General features: G+C 71.9%; 16 protein-coding genes. 6 read left to right on the top strand and 10 right to left on the bottom strand.

Annotated features, from left to right (window positions below; genetic code table 11):
* Window positions 1-82 precede the first annotated feature (82 nt).
* Window positions 83-409: a rhodanese-like domain-containing protein gene (locus tag ABWI07_RS10850; RefSeq protein WP_149260301.1), complete on the top strand. Its 327-nt coding sequence runs from the start codon at window positions 83-85 to the stop codon at window positions 407-409.
* Window positions 410-493: 84 nt separating this feature from the next.
* On the opposite strand, the gene infA is transcribed toward ABWI07_RS10850, so the two are convergent.
* The 5 genes from infA to ABWI07_RS10825 form a co-directional block, all read right to left on the bottom strand.
* Window positions 494-715: a translation initiation factor IF-1 gene (gene infA, locus ABWI07_RS10845; RefSeq protein ID WP_149260300.1), complete on the bottom strand. Its 222-nt coding sequence runs from the start codon at window positions 713-715 to the stop codon at window positions 494-496.
* Complete coding sequence (locus tag ABWI07_RS10840) at window positions 712-1,506, bottom strand: GNAT family N-acetyltransferase (RefSeq protein WP_353818431.1); 795 nt, start codon at window positions 1,504-1,506, stop codon at window positions 712-714. Before ABWI07_RS10840 ends, infA begins: the two co-directional genes overlap by 4 nt.
* A 214-nt stretch (window positions 1,507-1,720) precedes the next feature.
* The gene (locus tag ABWI07_RS10835) at window positions 1,721-3,652 is read right to left on the bottom strand and encodes an FtsX-like permease family protein (RefSeq protein ID WP_353818430.1); all 1,932 of its coding nucleotides are present in this window, start codon (window positions 3,650-3,652) and stop codon (window positions 1,721-1,723) included.
* A gap of 3 nt (window positions 3,653-3,655) precedes the next feature.
* Window positions 3,656-4,414: an ABC transporter ATP-binding protein gene (locus ABWI07_RS10830; RefSeq protein ID WP_353818429.1), complete on the bottom strand. Its 759-nt coding sequence runs from the start codon at window positions 4,412-4,414 to the stop codon at window positions 3,656-3,658.
* Window positions 4,411-5,748: a GDSL-type esterase/lipase family protein gene (locus ABWI07_RS10825; RefSeq protein WP_353818428.1), complete on the bottom strand. Its 1,338-nt coding sequence runs from the start codon at window positions 5,746-5,748 to the stop codon at window positions 4,411-4,413. Before ABWI07_RS10825 ends, ABWI07_RS10830 begins: the two co-directional genes overlap by 4 nt.
* 126 nt (window positions 5,749-5,874) lie before the next feature.
* Between ABWI07_RS10825 and ABWI07_RS10820 the strand changes: the two genes are divergently transcribed.
* Together ABWI07_RS10820 and ABWI07_RS10815 are read left to right on the top strand one after the other, a co-directional pair.
* Entirely contained in the window at window positions 5,875-7,254 is a 1,380-nt protein-coding gene (locus ABWI07_RS10820; RefSeq protein ID WP_353818427.1) for a sensor histidine kinase, read from the top strand.
* The gene (locus ABWI07_RS10815) at window positions 7,224-7,910 is read left to right on the top strand and encodes a response regulator (RefSeq protein ID WP_353818426.1); all 687 of its coding nucleotides are present in this window, start codon (window positions 7,224-7,226) and stop codon (window positions 7,908-7,910) included. Before ABWI07_RS10820 ends, ABWI07_RS10815 begins: the two co-directional genes overlap by 31 nt.
* A gap of 229 nt (window positions 7,911-8,139) precedes the next feature.
* On the opposite strand, the gene ABWI07_RS10810 is transcribed toward ABWI07_RS10815, so the two are convergent.
* From ABWI07_RS10810 to ABWI07_RS10800, 3 genes are all read right to left on the bottom strand, one after another.
* Entirely contained in the window at window positions 8,140-9,684 is a 1,545-nt protein-coding gene (locus ABWI07_RS10810; RefSeq protein ID WP_353818425.1) for an MFS transporter, read from the bottom strand.
* Between the two features lie 201 nt (window positions 9,685-9,885).
* Window positions 9,886-10,236, bottom strand: coding sequence for a hypothetical protein (locus tag ABWI07_RS10805; protein WP_353818424.1), 351 nt, complete (start codon window positions 10,234-10,236; stop codon window positions 9,886-9,888).
* 124 nt (window positions 10,237-10,360) lie between these two features.
* On the bottom strand, window positions 10,361-11,107 hold the full coding sequence (locus tag ABWI07_RS10800) for a GbsR/MarR family transcriptional regulator (RefSeq protein ID WP_353818423.1): 747 nt from the start codon (window positions 11,105-11,107) through the stop codon (window positions 10,361-10,363).
* Window positions 11,108-11,359: 252 nt separating this feature from the next.
* On the opposite strand from ABWI07_RS10800, the gene ABWI07_RS10795 reads away from it, so the two are divergent.
* From ABWI07_RS10795 to ABWI07_RS10785, 3 genes are read left to right on the top strand one after another with little or no spacing between them, the layout of a single operon-like run.
* Complete coding sequence (locus tag ABWI07_RS10795) at window positions 11,360-12,022, top strand: DUF4097 family beta strand repeat-containing protein (RefSeq protein WP_149260292.1); 663 nt, start codon at window positions 11,360-11,362, stop codon at window positions 12,020-12,022.
* 41 nt (window positions 12,023-12,063) lie between these two features.
* Window positions 12,064-13,041: an ATP-binding cassette domain-containing protein gene (locus ABWI07_RS10790; protein WP_353818422.1), complete on the top strand. Its 978-nt coding sequence runs from the start codon at window positions 12,064-12,066 to the stop codon at window positions 13,039-13,041.
* Window positions 13,038-13,811 carry an ABC transporter permease gene (locus ABWI07_RS10785; RefSeq protein ID WP_149260290.1) on the top strand — a complete coding sequence of 258 codons (774 nt, stop codon included), beginning with the start codon at window positions 13,038-13,040 and terminating at the stop codon, window positions 13,809-13,811. Before ABWI07_RS10790 ends, ABWI07_RS10785 begins: the two co-directional genes overlap by 4 nt.
* 186 nt (window positions 13,812-13,997) lie before the next feature.
* On the opposite strand, the gene ABWI07_RS10780 is transcribed toward ABWI07_RS10785, so the two are convergent.
* Together ABWI07_RS10780 and ABWI07_RS10775 are read right to left on the bottom strand one after the other, a co-directional pair.
* A complete protein-coding gene (locus ABWI07_RS10780; protein WP_353818421.1) occupies window positions 13,998-14,636 on the bottom strand; it encodes a helix-turn-helix transcriptional regulator in 639 nt (212 codons plus the stop codon).
* On the bottom strand, window positions 14,633-15,811 hold the full coding sequence (locus ABWI07_RS10775; RefSeq protein ID WP_353818420.1) for a threonine synthase: 1,179 nt from the start codon (window positions 15,809-15,811) through the stop codon (window positions 14,633-14,635). Before ABWI07_RS10775 ends, ABWI07_RS10780 begins: the two co-directional genes overlap by 4 nt.
* Window positions 15,812-16,045 lie beyond the last annotated feature (234 nt).

Here is a 16,045-nt window from a genome sequence, read left to right as displayed (position 1 = left end):
ACTGGACTTTGCAAGCGGACCACAGTCCGGTAACGTCCCATGACTAACCGGACCGTAGTCCTAATTTGTGAGGGGTACTGGCATGACCGCACTCATCACCCGCGACGAGCTGAAGGCAGCGATCGACGCGGGCTCCGTGACCGTCCTCGACACCCTGGGCGGCGAGTACTACGCCAAGCAGCACCTGCCCGGTGCGCTCGAACTGGTCCTGGCCGATGTCGACGCCCAGGCGCCGACCCTGCTGCCCGACCGCGGCGCCGCGATCGTCACCTACTGCTCCAACCCGGCGTGCGCCAACAGCGGACAGGTCGCCGATCGACTCACCGCTCTCGGCTACACCAACGTCCGCAAGTACCGCGAGGGCATCCAGGACTGGGTGGAGGCGGGCCTCCCGACCGAGTCCGCTTGACATGGCGTGGAGGGCAGAGCGCATGCCCTGCCCTCCACAGCAATACACACCTCCGGGATCAGCTACAAGGGACGGTGCCGACCGCTAGTTGCGGTAGCGGAAGACGATGCGGGCGCGGGTTACGTCGTATGGCGTGAGCTCCACCAGGACCCGGTCTTCCAGGTAGATCTTGATGAAGTTCTTGCGCATCTTGCCGCTGATGTGCGCGAGCACCCGGTGGCCGTTTTGCAGCTCCACGGTGAACATGGCGCTGCGGAGGCACTCGACGACCTTGCCCTCGACTTCTATGCCGTGTTTGTTCCTCATCGCACCAGCTCCAGGTTGCTGCCCACCTGCCGGGCCTCGATGTCCTCCAAGAGCGCTACGGCTGCTCGGTTGGACTCGTGGGCCTCGGCCCAGGCGGTGGTGAACCCGGAGTCGTGCAGTTTGCCCAGCGCGTGGGCCAGCAGTGCCCGTGCGATGCCGCGGCGCTGCTCGCCGGCTCGGACCGCGATCAGCCCGATGCGCGGGCGGCGCACGGTCACCACCCGGATCAGGCCCAGGTAGCGGCCGGGCGCCGCGGCCGCCGCGTACTTCGACGGGTCGACGATGGTGTCGTCGCCCGGGTGGGGGAGCACCTCCGCGGGCATCGACTGCCACCATCCGACGGTCGACTCGACTTCGTCGCGGATGGCGCGGTCCACCTCCCGCAGCAGGTTCTCGTCCGCCTGACCGGCGGGCACGATCGTGACGCCCGGAGGCGGCAGGACTTTGTCGAGCCCGGTGACCTGCGGGTCGGTCGGCACGACGTACTCCCACTCGCGGCGCCGGATCGTGAAACCGACCCGCTGCCAGCGAGCGGTCAGGTCGACGTCGGCTTCATCGACCACCGTGTACAGCGGCGCCGGCAGCTCCGCCAGCATCGCCTCGGCGAGCTGGTCGAAGGTGGCGTCTTGCCAGGCGTCGATGCTGACGAACAGGCGTCCGTCGGGCCGGTGTTCGGCATATCCGCGGCCGACCACCAGGTCGTCGTCCAGTGCATGCCAGTGCCTGTCCGCGACGCGCGTGGTCAGCACGGCGTTATCGCTCAGGCCGGATGTAGAAGGCTTTGCGTCCATCGGAGTCTCCTTCCAGGAGAGCCTCGATCTCAGGCGCTCCTGGCGACTCCGGACGTCAGTCGCCGGACAGTGACAGGCTGAGGGAGCACCCATGGGTGACTGTGTTCACGGGTCCTCACCTCCTTGCGACTTCTTCACGGTCGACCGCGAAGGTAGCAACGGAGCGTCGTCTCGCTCAAACCCTTTTTCACCTGCGTCGGGGCTCAACGAGGCTCTATTCGCGGGCGGCGACCAGAGCCGTGGGGGACGGTCTTGTAGCGGCGAGGGCGGTCAGGGCGGCGGTCGCGGGGGTGACGAGGAGGGAAGCCGTGGTCAGCAGGGCTAGGAGGGTCCAGGGGACGGAGAGGATGCGGACGCCTTGGGTCTCTGGGAAGAAGCCCGCCAAAGCCCCTGCCGCGACCAAAGCCCCCAAGGACAAGCCGATGAACGTGACGGCGGCCGACTCGATGGCGGCCATCCGGACGACCTGGGCGCGGGTCAGGCCGGTGGCGCGGGCGACGGCGAACTCGGTGCGGCGTTCGGCGGCGGCGATCACGACGGCGTTGATGACCGCGATGGCCGCGTACAGGCCGGACATGCCCATCAGGACGGCCATGATCCCCATGGTGCCGCGCTGCTGGTCCGCCACCCTGGCGTCGGCCCACTGGTGAAGGGTGCGCACCTCGCCGCCCTCGGCGGCGAGGATGCGTGCGGCGACCTCAGCCGGTGACGTGCCGGGGGTGACCTGCACCAAGGTCTCGGTGGGCGCGTCCGCGAGCATCTCGGCGGGGACGAGGTCGCGCGGCACCAGGAAGTTGTCGCTGCCGTTCTCCAGGACTTCCGGCAGGCGCGCGACCGTGCGGAGCTTGACCTTGCGCGAGCCGATCCGTGCCGTGACGGTGCCGCTGCGGACGCCTTCGGCGGCCAGCCGGGGGCCGATCGCGATGGTGCGGCCGTGCAGCGCGTCCAGGGAACCGGAGCGGAGGGTGAGGCGGTGGGTGCGACGGTACGCGGCGGCGTCCACGGCGGTGATCCCCGAGTGATGGGTCTGCCGGTAGGAACGGCCTTCCACGCGGTGCCGGGACGTCACCGACATCTCCACCTGGCTCTGCGGGGACGCCAGTGCGACGCCCGGGACCTGCGGGATCCGGGCGGCGGCCGCCCCGTTCGAGGTGACCACCAGGTCGGCGGCGGTGGTCCGTTCGAGGTCCGCGCCGGTGGCCCGGGCCAGCGAGTTCAGCGCGCCGGTCAGGCCGACCAGCAGGCCGACCAGGACGATGAGCGGCGCGGCCGTCGAGGCGCTGCGCCGTACCGCGTCGCGCAGGTTCGCCTGCGCCAGCTCGCCGAGCACGCCGGCGCGCAGCACCGTCCCGAGCATCCGGCCGACCAGCGGGACGGCGAGGGGGCTCAGCGCGCTGAGCGCGATCGACCCGAAGACCGACACGGCCATGGCGATCAGCAGGGCGCCGAGCAGGTCCGCGCCGTGCCCGGCCGCGACCAGCGCGACCGTCAGCGCGAGCGACGACACCCCGGACAGCCAGCGGCCGACGGTCATCACCCGGGCCGCGCGCGGGGCGTCCCGCAACGCGTCCAGCGGACGGACCCGGGCCGCCCGGTAGGACGCCGACAGGACCCCGAAGACCGCGACGCCGATCCCCACGCTCGGCGACAGCAGCAGGACCCCGGGGGACCAGTGCGCGGAGAAGTCACGCGGAAGCAACCCGATCCAGATCAGCAACCGGGCCTGCGCCCACGTGCCCGGCACGCCCAGCAGAATGCCGAAGAAGCTCCCGACCAGCCCCAGCAGGAACGCCTCGCCCAGCAGCAGCCTCACCAGTTGGGGACGGCTCCCGCCGAGCATGCGCAGCAGGGCCAGGTCCTTGCGCCGCTGCTCCACGGCGAAGGCGAACGTCGAGCCCACGATGAACACCGCCAGGAACATCGCCAGCGGTGTGGCCATGCCGAGCAGCGTGGCAGCCCCGACGTACCCCTCCCGGATCTGCTCGGCCGTCCGTCCGGACGCGCCCGGCGGGATCTTCGGCTCGCCCGTCGAGACCAGCACGAGCACCGACGACTGCACCAGCGCCACGCCCAGCGAGACGGTCAGCAGGGCCCCGGCGAACAGCGGCCAGCGGTCCCGGACGGTGCCGGCGGAGATGCGCAGCACGCGTCAGCCCTCCAACCGTGTGAGCCGTTCGGCGACCTGCGCGGCGGACGGACTCGCCAGCCGGTCGGCGAGCCGCCCGTCCGACAGGAACACGACCGCGTCGGCGCTCGCCGCCGCGACCGGGTCGTGGGTGACCATCACGACGGTCTGCCCGGCGGTGTCGACCATGCGGCGCAGCAGCCGCAGGACGGTGCGGGCCGAGCCGGTGTCCAGGGCCCCGGTGGGCTCGTCCGCGAAGAGCACCGAAGGCCGCGTCGCCATCGCGCGGGCGATCGCCACCCGCTGCTGCTGCCCGCCCGACAGCTCGCGCGGACGGTGCCGCGCGCGGTCGGCCAGGCCCACTTCGGCGAGGGCGGCCCGCACGACCTGGCGCGACGGCCGGGCACCCGCGAGCTTCAGCGGAAGTGCGACGTTCTGCTCGGCGGTGAGCGCGCCGATCAGGTTGAAGTTCTGGAAGACGAACCCGACGGCGCGGCGCCGCAGCCCGGTCAGCATCGCGTCGGTGGCATGGGTGACGTCCTGCCCGGCGAGCAGGACGCGCCCGGACGTCACCCGGTCCAGGCCCGCCGCGCAGTGCAGCAAGGTCGACTTGCCTGAGCCCGAGGGACCCATCACGGCGGTCCACGAACCGGCGGGGAAGGTCACGCTGACGTCGGACAGCGCCTGCACCCGCGCCTCGCCCGTCCCGTAATGCCTGCTCACCTGGTGCAGCTGCACCGGCGCGACCGGGACGGCGGGATGCGCGAGGGCGGGAGCCGTCATCGCAGGACCCGCAGGTCGATGCCGCGCGCCAGAGCCTGGTAGCCCGCGTCGTTGGGGTGCAGTCCGTCCTGGTACACGTACGAGAGGCGGGGACGGTCCGGGTCGGCGGGGTCGGACATGATGCGGTCGGCGTCCAGGACGGCGTCGTATGCGCCGCTGGTCCGGATCCAGTGGTTGACTGCGTCGCGCTCCTTCTCCACCTGCGGCGTCCAAACCGGGAACAGGGCGCCCTTCATCGGCAGGATGGTCGTCCCGATGACGGTCAGGCCGCGGGCGCGGGCGGCGCGGACCAGTCGCCGCTGGGCGTCGATGACCTGCGCGGCGGTCGCCGGCCCGCCCGGTCGCAGGCACGGGTCGCCGGGGGTGACGCGGATGTCGTTGGCGCCCAGGTGGACGATCACCGCTCGCACGCCGGGACGGTCCAGGACGTCGCGGGCGAACCGGGCGGTGGCCTTCTCCCCGGCGCATGCCGAGTCGTAGCGCAGCCGGTTCCCGCCGATGCCCGCGTTCACGACGGCGAGCGGGCTGCGGGCGGCGGCGAGGCGCTCGGCCAGCGCGTCCGGCAGCCGCGCGTCGGCACCGGGCGCGGCTCCGACCCCGTCGATGAGCGAGTCCCCGAAGGCGACCACCGTGCCCCCGCCGGTTCTGTTGTTGCCGTTGGTGATCTCTACGCCGGTCAGGTAGTACAGCGCGTCGGTCGAGGTGGTGTAGGCGTCGGCGCCCACGTCGGACAGGTGGTCGCCGGAGGCGCGGTAGGCGGGCTGGGTGGTGAAGCGGTGGAACGTCGCGGGTCCCGTCGAGCCGGGGAACCGCAGCGTGACCGCGAGCTTCTCCAGCGGCGCGGTGGCCACCGGCACCGGATCGCTGGCGATCTCGCCGCCCGGTGTCACGGTGGCGGACCGTGCCCCGGCGAAGCTCAGCGGCACCGTGGTTCCCGGCCACGCCTGGGCGCCGCCCGCCGACCGGGCGACGGCCGCACCGGCGACCCGCAGCGGCCGGGTCCCGTACCGGTTGGACAGCCGGATCCGCACCTTCGTCCCGCCCGCACTCAGCCGGACGACCTGGCGCAGCGAATGGTCGCCGAAGCCTTCCACCGACCAGTTCGGCCCCTCGTCCTCGCCGCCGGCGATCGGACGCTGCATCGCCGCGCCCCAGCTCTGCGACCAGCCCGTGGTCTTGAAGGACGCCGCCCGCTGGGACGCAGGCCCGTATGACACAGGCTGCGCCGCGGCAGGAGCGGGACGGGGCCAGACGTATCCGAGCCCGCCGACCAGGGCAGCGGCGGTGAGGCCGGCAAGGGGCGCGGCGACCCGGGCGGGAAGCTTTCGTCTCATGCTTCGATCCCACCGCCGGGGCCCCGCCGAGCGCATCACGGTGGCCCACCAACTTGGAGGTATGGCTGGCACTACCTCGGCGTTCGTCCGGGCCGGGCAGGCGGCGGGGTCGGTTACCGTACGCCTGTGCCGAACGACCCGCCGCCCACCCCGTCGGCCACCCCGTCGGCCACTCCTCCGCCGGCCCCGCCGCCCACTCTGCTGGCCGCGATGGGACGCCGCGGGTTCCTCCTGACGGCCTGGCCCTGGCGCGCCGCCGGCTACCTGCTCTCGACCGTGCCGGTCGTGGTCGCGGCAGGCCTGCCGCTGGTACTGCTCGGCATGCCGCTGCTCCTGGCCGCCATTTCGGACGCCGCCCTCGGCGAGCGGGCGCTGCCGGCCGCCATCGGCCTCCTGCTGATCGCCGGGCTCGGTCCGGCGGCGACCATCCCGCTGACCGGGCTGGAACGGCGACGGCTCCGGCTGGTGGACGTCCGTCCGGCGGGCCCCGGGCATCGGCGGCCGCCCGAGCATGGCGTTCTGCCGTGGTTCCGCACTCGCTACACCGAGCCGGTCACCTGGCGCGCGCTCGGCTACTTCCTGCTGCTGTCCGCCGCCGTTCCCGTCCTGTACGCGGCGCTGATGTCCGTGCTGGCCTTCCAGTTCGGCGCCGTGGCCGCCCCGCTGATCCTGCTCGGCGGCGACGGCCCGATGGTGCTCGGTCCGGTGCGGCTCGCCACTCCGGCGGCCGCGCTGCCCTATGCGGTCGCGGGGCTGGTGCTCCTGCCCGCCGTCCCGTACCTGCTGTCCCTGGCCGCCGCCGCGCAGGGCGCGCTCGCGCGGGCGCTGCTGCGCCACGGCTCCGGGGAACGGCTCCAGGCCGAGCTGGTCGAGGTGGCGCGCTCCCGGGCCCGGCTGGTCGACGCGTTCGAGGCGGAGCGCCGCCGCATCGAGCGCGACCTGCATGACGGCGCCCAGCAGCGGCTGCTCTCACTCACCCTGAAGCTCGGGATCGCCCGCGTGGACCTGCCGCCCGGGTCCCCGGCGGCCGACAGCGTCGCGGACGCCCATGACGAGGCCAAACGGCTCATGACCGAGCTGCGGGAACTCGTCCACGGCATCCATCCGCGCGTCCTCACCGACCGGGGCCTGGCGGCGGCGCTGGGCGAGCTGGCCGACCGGTCCCCGCTCGCGGTCACCGTCGAGGCCGACCTGCCCGGGCGTCCGCCCCGCCAGGTCGAGAGCACGGCCTACTTCGCCGCCGCCGAGGCGCTCACCAACGCCGTCAAGCACAGCGGCGCCTACCGGGCCGCGGTGGTCGCGCGCGTAACCGGCGGCGTCCTCACCGTGGAGGTCACCGACGACGGCGCGGGCGGCGCCGACCCGGCCCGGGGCACCGGGCTGACCGGCCTCGCCGACCGGGTGGCGGTCATCGACGGCAGACTTCTCGTGTCGAGCCCCGCCGGGGGCCCGACCCTCGTCCGTGTGGAGCTCCCTTGCGAACCGATCCGACCGCCGTCCGGGTAGTCCTCGCCGAGGACGGCGTCCTGCTCCGGGAGGGGCTGGCCGGGCTGCTGGCCAGGTTCGGCTTCGACGTCGTCGCCGCCGTCGACGACGCCGAGGCCCTGCTCGCGGCCGTCGCCGAGCACCGGCCCGACCTCGTCGTCACCGACATCCGGATGCCGCCGGATTTCTCCGACGAGGGCCTGCGCGCCGCCGTGCGGCTGCGCCGCGCCGACCCGGGTCTCGCGGTGGTGGCGCTCAGCCAGTACGTCGAGCTGAGCTACGCCGCCGACCTGCTGGACTCCGGCGACGGCCGCCGGGTCGGCTACCTGCTCAAGGACCGGGTGGTGGACGTCGCCGACTTCGTCGCCGCGCTGCGCCAGGTGCTCGACGGCGGGACGGTCGTGGACCCCAAGGTCATCCGGCAGCTCCTCGGCCGCCGCCGGGACCCGCTCGCGGCGCTGTCCCCGCGCGAGCACGAGGTGCTCGCCCTGATCGCCGAAGGGCGCTCCAACGCCGCCATCGCCCGGCGGCTGGTCGTCACCGACGCGACCGTGGGCAAGCACGTCCGCAGCATCCTGGCCAAGCTCGACCTGCCCCAGACCGACGACACGCACCGCAGGGTCCTCGCCGTCCTGACCTACCTCCGCGGCCGTCCCCCCACCGCAGACCCCGGATGAGCCCCTGCGCCCGGGGACGTCTCGGCAGTGCCGCCGAAACTCCGGGTGCGTCCGGCGGGACGAGGTGCGCCGCCCCGGTGGTGCGCCCACCCCCGGCCTCGCTTCCATCGACGGCCTCACCGCAGCCCCCCACCATCGCCGCGGCCGGGCCGCCACCGGCCGGGCTCATGGTCCTCGGGCTTCTGCCCGTTGTCTGAGGCGGCCGGTCGGCGGTCGTGGTTCCGGCTGGTCAGACGCTGTGAGCGGGGGTTCCTGCCGACAGGTCCGGCGCTCCCGCGTCCTCGGGAACGGGCTGGTCGTCGGCGACAGTCCCGTCCTCGGCGACGGGCTGGTGCTCGGGGCGCGGGGTGTTCATCAGGATGCCGACGATCAGCGCACCGACGATCATGATCCCCGCGGACCAGGCGCCGGCCGCCCCGAAGCCCTCCACCAGTGCCCGCTTGGCGACGTCCGGGCTGATGCCGTGCCGGGCGTGCGTGGCCAGGTAGTCCGCGGTGGCGCTGGTGGCGATGGTGTTGAGCAGCGCGATGCCGATCGAGCCGCCGATCTGCTGCGCGGTGTTGACGCTCGCCGAGGCGATGCCGGAGTCGCCCTGCTCGACGCCGTGGGTGGCGTAGTTGAGGGCCACGGGCATGATCATGCCCGCTCCGAAGCCGAGCAGGAGCTGCGCGACCAGCACGCCGGACGCGTAGGAGGTGCCGGGGTCCAGGGTGAGCGTCCAGAGCATGCCGCAGGCGCTGATGAGCATGCCGGGGACGATCAGCGCACGCGGTGGGACGCGGGGCAGCATCCGGGTGGTGAGCCCGCCGGCCGACACCAGCACCGCCGTGGTCATCGGCAGGAAGCCCACGCCCGTCCTGATCGGGGAGTACCCCTTGACGACCTGCATGAAGTAGGTCAGGAAGAGGAACGCCCCGAACATGCCGATGACGGCCATGCCGACGGCGAGGTAGGCGCCGCCGCGGGTGCGGTGGGCGACGACGCGCAGCGGCAGCAGCGGCTGCGCCACGCGGCTCTCGATGAGGGCGAACACGGCGAGCAGCGCCGCGCCGGCCGCCAGCAGGCCGATGACCTTCGCCGAGTCCCAGCCGTCGGACTCGGCGCGGCTGGTGCCGTAGACGATCGCGACCAGGCCGCCGGTGACCGCCAGCACGCCGGGGACGTCGAAGCGGGCCCGGCCCGGGCGCCGCGACTCGGTGAGGATGGCGAATCCGCCGACCGCCGCGACCGCCGCGATCGGGATGTTGATGTACAGGCACCAGCGCCAGTCCAGGTAGTCGGTCAGCGCTCCGCCGGCCAGCAGCCCGATCGCGCCGCCCGCGGCGGCGATGGCGCCCCAGATGCCGAACGCCTTGGCGCGCTCCTTCGGCTCGCTGAACGTCACGGTGAGCAGCGACAGCGCGGACGGACCGAGCAGTGCGCCGAACCCGCCCTGGAGGGCGCGGGCGGCCAGCAGCAGTTCGAAGTCGGACGCCGCGCCGCCGAGCGCCGACGCGCCGGCGAAACCGAGCAGGGCGATCAGGAAGACCCGCTTGCGGCCGGTGTAGTCGGCGATCCGGCCGCCGAGCAGCAGCAGGCTGCCGAACGCCAGCGTGTACGCGGTGATGATCCACTGCCGGTCGCCGTCGGAGATCTGCAGGTCGCGCTGGATCGAGGGCAGCGCGATGTTCACCACGGTGCCGTCCAGGATGATCATTAGCTGGGCCAGGCCGATGAACAACAGCGCGGCCCAGCGGCGCGATGCGGTCGGCGGGGGCGCCTTGGTGGTCGCCATGACTTCGTCCTCACTCGTGGAGGGGAGTGCCGCGCGGATCGTCCGCGGGCTTCCTGACGCACACAAGACACCGGCGGCCCCGTCCGTCTGACAGGCCGCTCGTGTGATCTGCGACACCGGCCGAAGTCGCTCTCCCTCACGTCCGGGTGAAGCCTCCGGTCGTGCGGTGCCCCTGGGACCGGACGCTTGAGCCCGGCCGCTCTAGCGCGGCGGGGCGTGGTCGGGGCAGAGCGTCCTGATCCACTCCCGGCCGGTCTCGCTGCCGGGCTCGCCGCAGACCTCGCAGGTGCGACGGGACTCGTCGCGGGCGGCGTTCAGGATCGCACTGACCCGACTGCCGAGCTCACGTGAGATGCCGAGTCCGCCGGTGACGGGGTCGGTGTACACGCTCAGGTGGACGTCCAGCATGCCCCACTTCTCCTTGACCTGGGCCACCTGGTAATTCGGCAGCACGGCGACGAGTTGGGCGTGGGCGCGCATCAGGATGTCCCGCCACCCGGGTCCGACATAGTTGAGGTACCCGGGTATCTGCCTGTCCGCGGCGTTCGTCATGGGACCGATCCTGCCCGGGGGCGCGCCGATGCGTCGCCGGATTCAGCCCATCGGGAGCCGCCTCGGGTGCGAGCCCCCGTTCATCCGGCGGGAAGTCGTGTTCGCCGGGCCTTCGGGACGGCTTCTATTCGTGGTCTGGACTCGGGGCGGTGGCGGCCGGGGGCGTTTCGGGCTTGGTGTAGAGGACGTCGCGGGCCTGCTCCATCGCGCGGGTCAGGCTCTCGCTGACGAAGTCGAGGAAGCGGGCGGCGTTCTCCAGGCGGTTGCCGGCCGGGGTGTCGCGGCCGAGGACGGCGACGCCCTGCCGTGCGGTCTCGCTGAAGCGGTCGTTGTCCCGGACGCTGCGGATCATCGACTGGTACCAGAGGTCGTTGTCGACGACGTAGCGCTCGCGGCGGCCTTCGCTCTCCCGGCGGACGAGGTCCAGGCCGGTGAGGAGCGTGACCGCCTTGGAGATGGACGCCGGGCTGACCTGGAGGCGCTCGGCGAGTTCGGAGGCGGTGAGGCTGTCGTCGGCGGTGTAGAGGCAGCCCAGCACCCGGGCCGCCATCGAGGGCAGGCCCGACGTCAGGATGACGGTCGTGAGGGCCTCCTGGAATTCCTGCACGGCCGCGTTGTCGCGTCCATAGGGCTGCGGCACCGCCCGCGTCCCCCGGGACGAGGCCTGGGGGCGCCGCCGGGTGCGGCGCTGGGTGGCGTGGTGGGCCAGGTCGGCCCGGTAGCCGGCGGGTCCGCCGTTGCGCATCACCTCGCGGGTGACCGTGGAGGTCGGGCGGTCGAGGCGGCGGGCGATCTCGGCGTAGGCGAGGCCGTCGGCCAGCCCCGCCGCGATCTGCTGGCGCTCCTGCTGGGTGAGCCTGCCTCCGGGCATCACGACCCCCTTCGATGCCCGCGCGGGGCGATGGCGCTGCCGGTGTTCGCTGACGCCTCGACCATAGCGTTCACACTCACGACATTGCAACGCGAGCCAGGCGGGCCGTTGCGTTAGATTCAAGCTCGTTGCAATGATTCTATGGCTCTGATCTGCATAGATGCTGTTCAAATGCAAAGCCCTTGTTGCCTAGTTCTGGAAAGCAACGTAGCTTTTCCATCGTTGGAAATGACGAGCCGCAAGGAGAGCACGATGCAGAAGTTCGACACCCCCGCCCCGATCTCCGCCGTCCTCGACGTCCCCGCCGGGCGCGTCCAGTTCATCGCCGCCGACCGGGCCGACACCGTGGTCGAGGTCCTGCCCGCGGACGCCGCCAAGGGCCGCGACGTGAAGGCGGCGGAGCAGACCAGGGTCGAGTACGGCGACGGCGTCCTGCGGATCGAGGTCCCGGCGAAGAACCAGTACCTCGGCTCCTCCGGATCCATCGAGGTGACGGTCCAGCTGCCCGCCGGTTCCCAGGTCGAGGGTAAGGCGGCCGCCGCCGAGTTCCGGGCCGTCGGACGGTTGGGCGACGTCGCCTTCGAGGGCGCCTACCGGTCGATCAAGCTGGACGAGGCCGCGAGCGTCCGCCTCACCGCCACCGACGGCGACGTGGAGGTCGGACGGCTGGGCGGGCCCGCGGAGATCAGCACCCAGCGGGGCGACATCCGGATCGCCGAGGCCGTGAGCGGCAAGGTCGTCCTCCGCACCCAGTCCGGCGACATCTCGGTCGCCGCCGCCGCAGGGGTCTCGGCCTCCCTGGACGCCGGCACCGGCCACGGCCGCATCACCAACGCCCTCAAGAACGACGGCACCGCCGAACTCGACCTCCACGCCACCACCATGCACGGCGACATCGCCGCCCGCAGCCTCTGACCTGCGGTTCTGACCCTCCGGCCCCCCGAGGAGCAAGCACCATGACCACCCTGGCCATCGCGGCGGAAGGGCTCCGCAAGTCCTACCGCGACAAGAAGGGCGAGAAGGTCGTCCTGGACGGCATCGACCTGGCCGTCCCCGAAGGAACGATCTTCTCCCTGCTCGGCCCGAACGGCGCGGGCAAGACCACCGCCGTCCAGATCCTCTCCACCCTGATCCGTGCCGACGCCGGGGAGGTCCGGGTCGCGGGGTTCGACCTGGTCCGCCAGGCCGACGACGTGCGCGGCGCGATCGGGGTCACCGGGCAGTACTCGGCGGTCGACAAGCTGCTGACCGGCGAGGAGAACCTGCTCCTCATGGCCGACCTCAGGCACCTGCCGAAGCGCGAGGGCAAGCGGAAGGCCGCGGAACTGCTGGAGAAGTTCGACCTGGTGGACGCGGCGCGCAAGCCGGCGTCCACCTACTCCGGCGGCATGCAGCGGCGGCTCGACCTGGCGATGACCCTGGTCGGGGACCCGCGCCTGATCTTCCTGGACGAGCCCACCACCGGCCTCGACCCGCGCAGCCGCCGCGCCATGTGGGGCATCGTCCGCGACCTCGTCCGGGACGGCGTCACCATCTTCCTCACCACCCAGTACCTGGAGGAGGCCGACGAGCTCGCCGACCGCATCGCCCTCCTCGACCACGGGCAGCTGATCGCCGAGGGAACGGCCGATGAGCTCAAGCGGCGCATCCCCGGCGGCCACATCCTGCTGAGATTCGCCGACCCGGGCCGTCTCGACGCCGCCCTGCTCGCCCTCGGCGTCGGCACCCCCGACCCTGAGGCGCTCACCTTGCAGGTGCCGAGCGACGGCAGCGTCCGGGTGATCCGGGACGTGCTCGCCGTCCTGGACGAGCACTCGATCGAGGTCGACGAGATGTCGGTGCACACCCCCGACCTCGACGACGTCTTCCTCACCCTCACCGGTCGGCAGGCCGACCAGAACCCGGCCGACCAGAACAAGGAGGCCCTCCGATGAGCGCCCTCGCCCTCGCCGCGCGCGACTCGTCCACCATGGTCCGGCGCCAGCTCAAGCGACTGCTCCGCTACCCGGCCATGACCGTGCAGCTGGTCGTCACGCCCGTCATCATCCTGTTCCTGTTCGTGTACGTCTTCGGCGGCACGCTCGGCGACGGGCTCGGAGGCGGCCGCGACGAATACGTCAACTACGTCGTGCCCGGCATCCTGCTGATGGCGGCGGCCACGGCCGCGACCGGAACCGCCGTCATGGTCGCCACCGACATGACCGAGGGCATCATCGCCCGCTTCCGGACCATGCGGATCTCCCGCGCCTCCGTCCTCACCGGGCACGTCGTCGGCAGCGTCATCCAGCAGCTCATCGGCCTGGCCGTCGTCGTCGGCGTCGCCCTCGCCATCGGGTTCCGCCCCAACGCGACACCCCTCGAATGGCTGGCCGCCACCGGTCTGCTCACCCTGTTCATCGTGGCGATCACCTGGCTCGCGGTCGCCCTGGGCATGAAGTCCCCGACCCCGGAGGCCGCCAGCAACGCCCCGATGCCCCTGGTGTTCCTGCCCTTCCTCGGCAGCGGGTTCGTCCCGACCGACTCCATGCCGACCGTCCTGCGCTGGTTCGCCGAGTACCAGCCCTTCACGCCGATCATGGAGACCGTCCGCGGCCTCCTCCTCGGCACCCCGATCGGCGACAGCGCCGCCATCGCCACCGCCTGGTGCGCCGGGATCGGCGTCGTCTCCTACCTCTGGGCCAAGCACACCTTCAACAAGGCCTGACAGTGAACCGGCCGCACAAGTGAACCGGCCGAACAGTGAACCGGCCGAACAGGACCGTCGGACCATCGCGTCCGACGGTCCTGGCGCGTTTCCCGCCCCCTGTCGCGGTGACCACGAACGTTCACCGGATCTGGTCACGCGGCCTTCGGACGGGGGACGCTCTTTCCATGCGGCGGTCGGGCGGGGTCAGGACTGCTTGGCGTAGTTGTAGACGGTGCTCCGGGAGATCCCCAGCAGGTCGGCGATGGCCTCGGTGGAGCCCCTGGTGGCGAAGTAGCCGTCGCGGTGCAGTTGCCGGACGAGATCCTTCTTGGCGGTACGGCCGAGTGAGCGCGGGGTGGCGGCACGTTCGGCGGCGAACTTCTCGATGAACTCGCGCAACTCCCGCGCCGTGCGGTTCTGCAGGGTCTCCAATGCCTCTTCCCGATGCTCGACCTCGGTCGCCACCAGGTTGGCCAGGACGAGCGTCAGGGGGGAGAGGTTCGACACGTCGAGGTTCAGGCAGAGCGCCGCGACGTAGCGGCCCTGGGCGTTCTTGATCCCGATGGACGTGCTCTTGACCGGACGGCCGTCCGGGAACTGGTTGGGGTAGTTCTGGATCACGCTCGGGTAGTCCGGGTCCGCGATCCGGCGGAGTCCCAGCTCGGTGGCGGAGTCTCCCACCTGGCGGCCCGACAGGTTGTTCTCGATGGCGCGGATCGCGTGCTCCGGCCGGCGCAGGTCGTGGAGGACCACCTCGCACAGGCCGGGGAACATGCGTCCGATCGCGATCGCGATCTTCTCGGCTTCGGCGAGAAGGTGCTCGTCGGGGTCGTCGGGGGTCACGGGTGGCTCTCTCCGTCCGGGGCGCGGTCGATGTCGAAGACAGCGGCCATTTTCTCCGCGGACTTGAGTCCGGAGCCGGTGAGGACGACGACGGTGGTCTCGCCGGGGCCGATGGTGCCGTCTGCCGAGAAGCGGTCGAGGGCCGCCGCGGCGACGCCGCTGGTCGGCTCGGCGTACAGCCCGCGCGAGGCGAGCTTGCGCACGGCCGTGCGGATCTGGTCCTCGGTGACCGCCACCGCCGCCCCGCCCGAGCGGTGGATCGCCTCGACGGCCTCCGGGAGCCGGACGGGCGCGGCGATGGAGGCTCCTTCCGCGATCGTCGGAACCCGCGGTCCTCGGCTCCGTGGATCGATCCCGTTCACCGTGTCCGCGATGGTGGCCCAATGCTCCGGCTGGCCGACCAGAAGCCTGGGGAGCCGGTCGATGCGGCCACCTTCGAGCAGTTCCCTGAACGCGATGTCGCAGCCGAGGACGTTGCTGCCCGCACCGGCCACGAGCACGACGTTGTCCGGTGCCCTGAACCCGAGCGACTCCCACATCTCGTAGGCGACCGTCTTGGTGCCCTGCAGAAAGAACGGGTGCCAGTTGTGGCTGGCATAGGGGATCTGCTCGGACTGCCGGATCGCCTCGTCGGACACCTGTTCGCGGGTGCCGGCGACGAGTTCGATCCGGGCGCCGTACGCGCGTGCCTGCAAGATCTTGGCGGCCGACGTCGCTGCGGGAACGATGATCTTCGCTTTCATCCCTGCGGCGGCCGCATAGGCGGCGACCGAGGAGCCGCCGTTGCCGGAGCTGTCCTCGAGGATGTGCGTCTCTCCCCGCCCGCGCAGGTGGGAGACCATCACCGCGACCCCGCGGTCCTTGAAGCTGGAGGTGGGGTTGAACCATTCGAGCTTGAAGTGGACGCGCATCCCGTCCCAGTCCAGCGGCGGCATGGGGGTGAAGCCTTCTCCGAGGCTCACCCGGTGCCGGGGGGAGACCGGGATCGCGGCCTGGTAGCGCCAAAGGGAGCGCTCGCTCGTGTCGATCCGGTCGGGTGCGGGCCCGGGCACCGGGCTGAGCATGAGGGGCGAGCCGTCCTCACCGCGCCATCGCCGGTCGCTGACCGGGTAGCGCCGCCCAGACCTGTCGTAGAGGAAGAGGCCGTCCATCGCAGTGCTGGTGGTGTCGTTCATGAGCTTGGGACCCCTTTGGCGGGTGGCTCCTTCTTCGAGGCAATCGGAATGCGAGCGGTCGAGCCACGTGGGCCAGGGCGCGCGCCCCGGTCACCTGCATCTTTGGACACAAGTTCTAAAAATACAAGAAAATTCTAATAGGTTCGCCGACTTGGGGAGGCACGCAAGAGCTCGTAGACCGGCGGGCGATGCGGGACGGTCCGGGTGCCCGCCCAGGGATGGGGTGACCGAACG

This window comes from Actinomadura sp. NPDC000600 (assembly GCF_040492135.1).
GTDB lineage: Bacteria > Actinomycetota > Actinomycetes > Streptosporangiales > Streptosporangiaceae > Spirillospora.
This window is presented reverse-complemented; position numbering and strand designations above follow the sequence as displayed.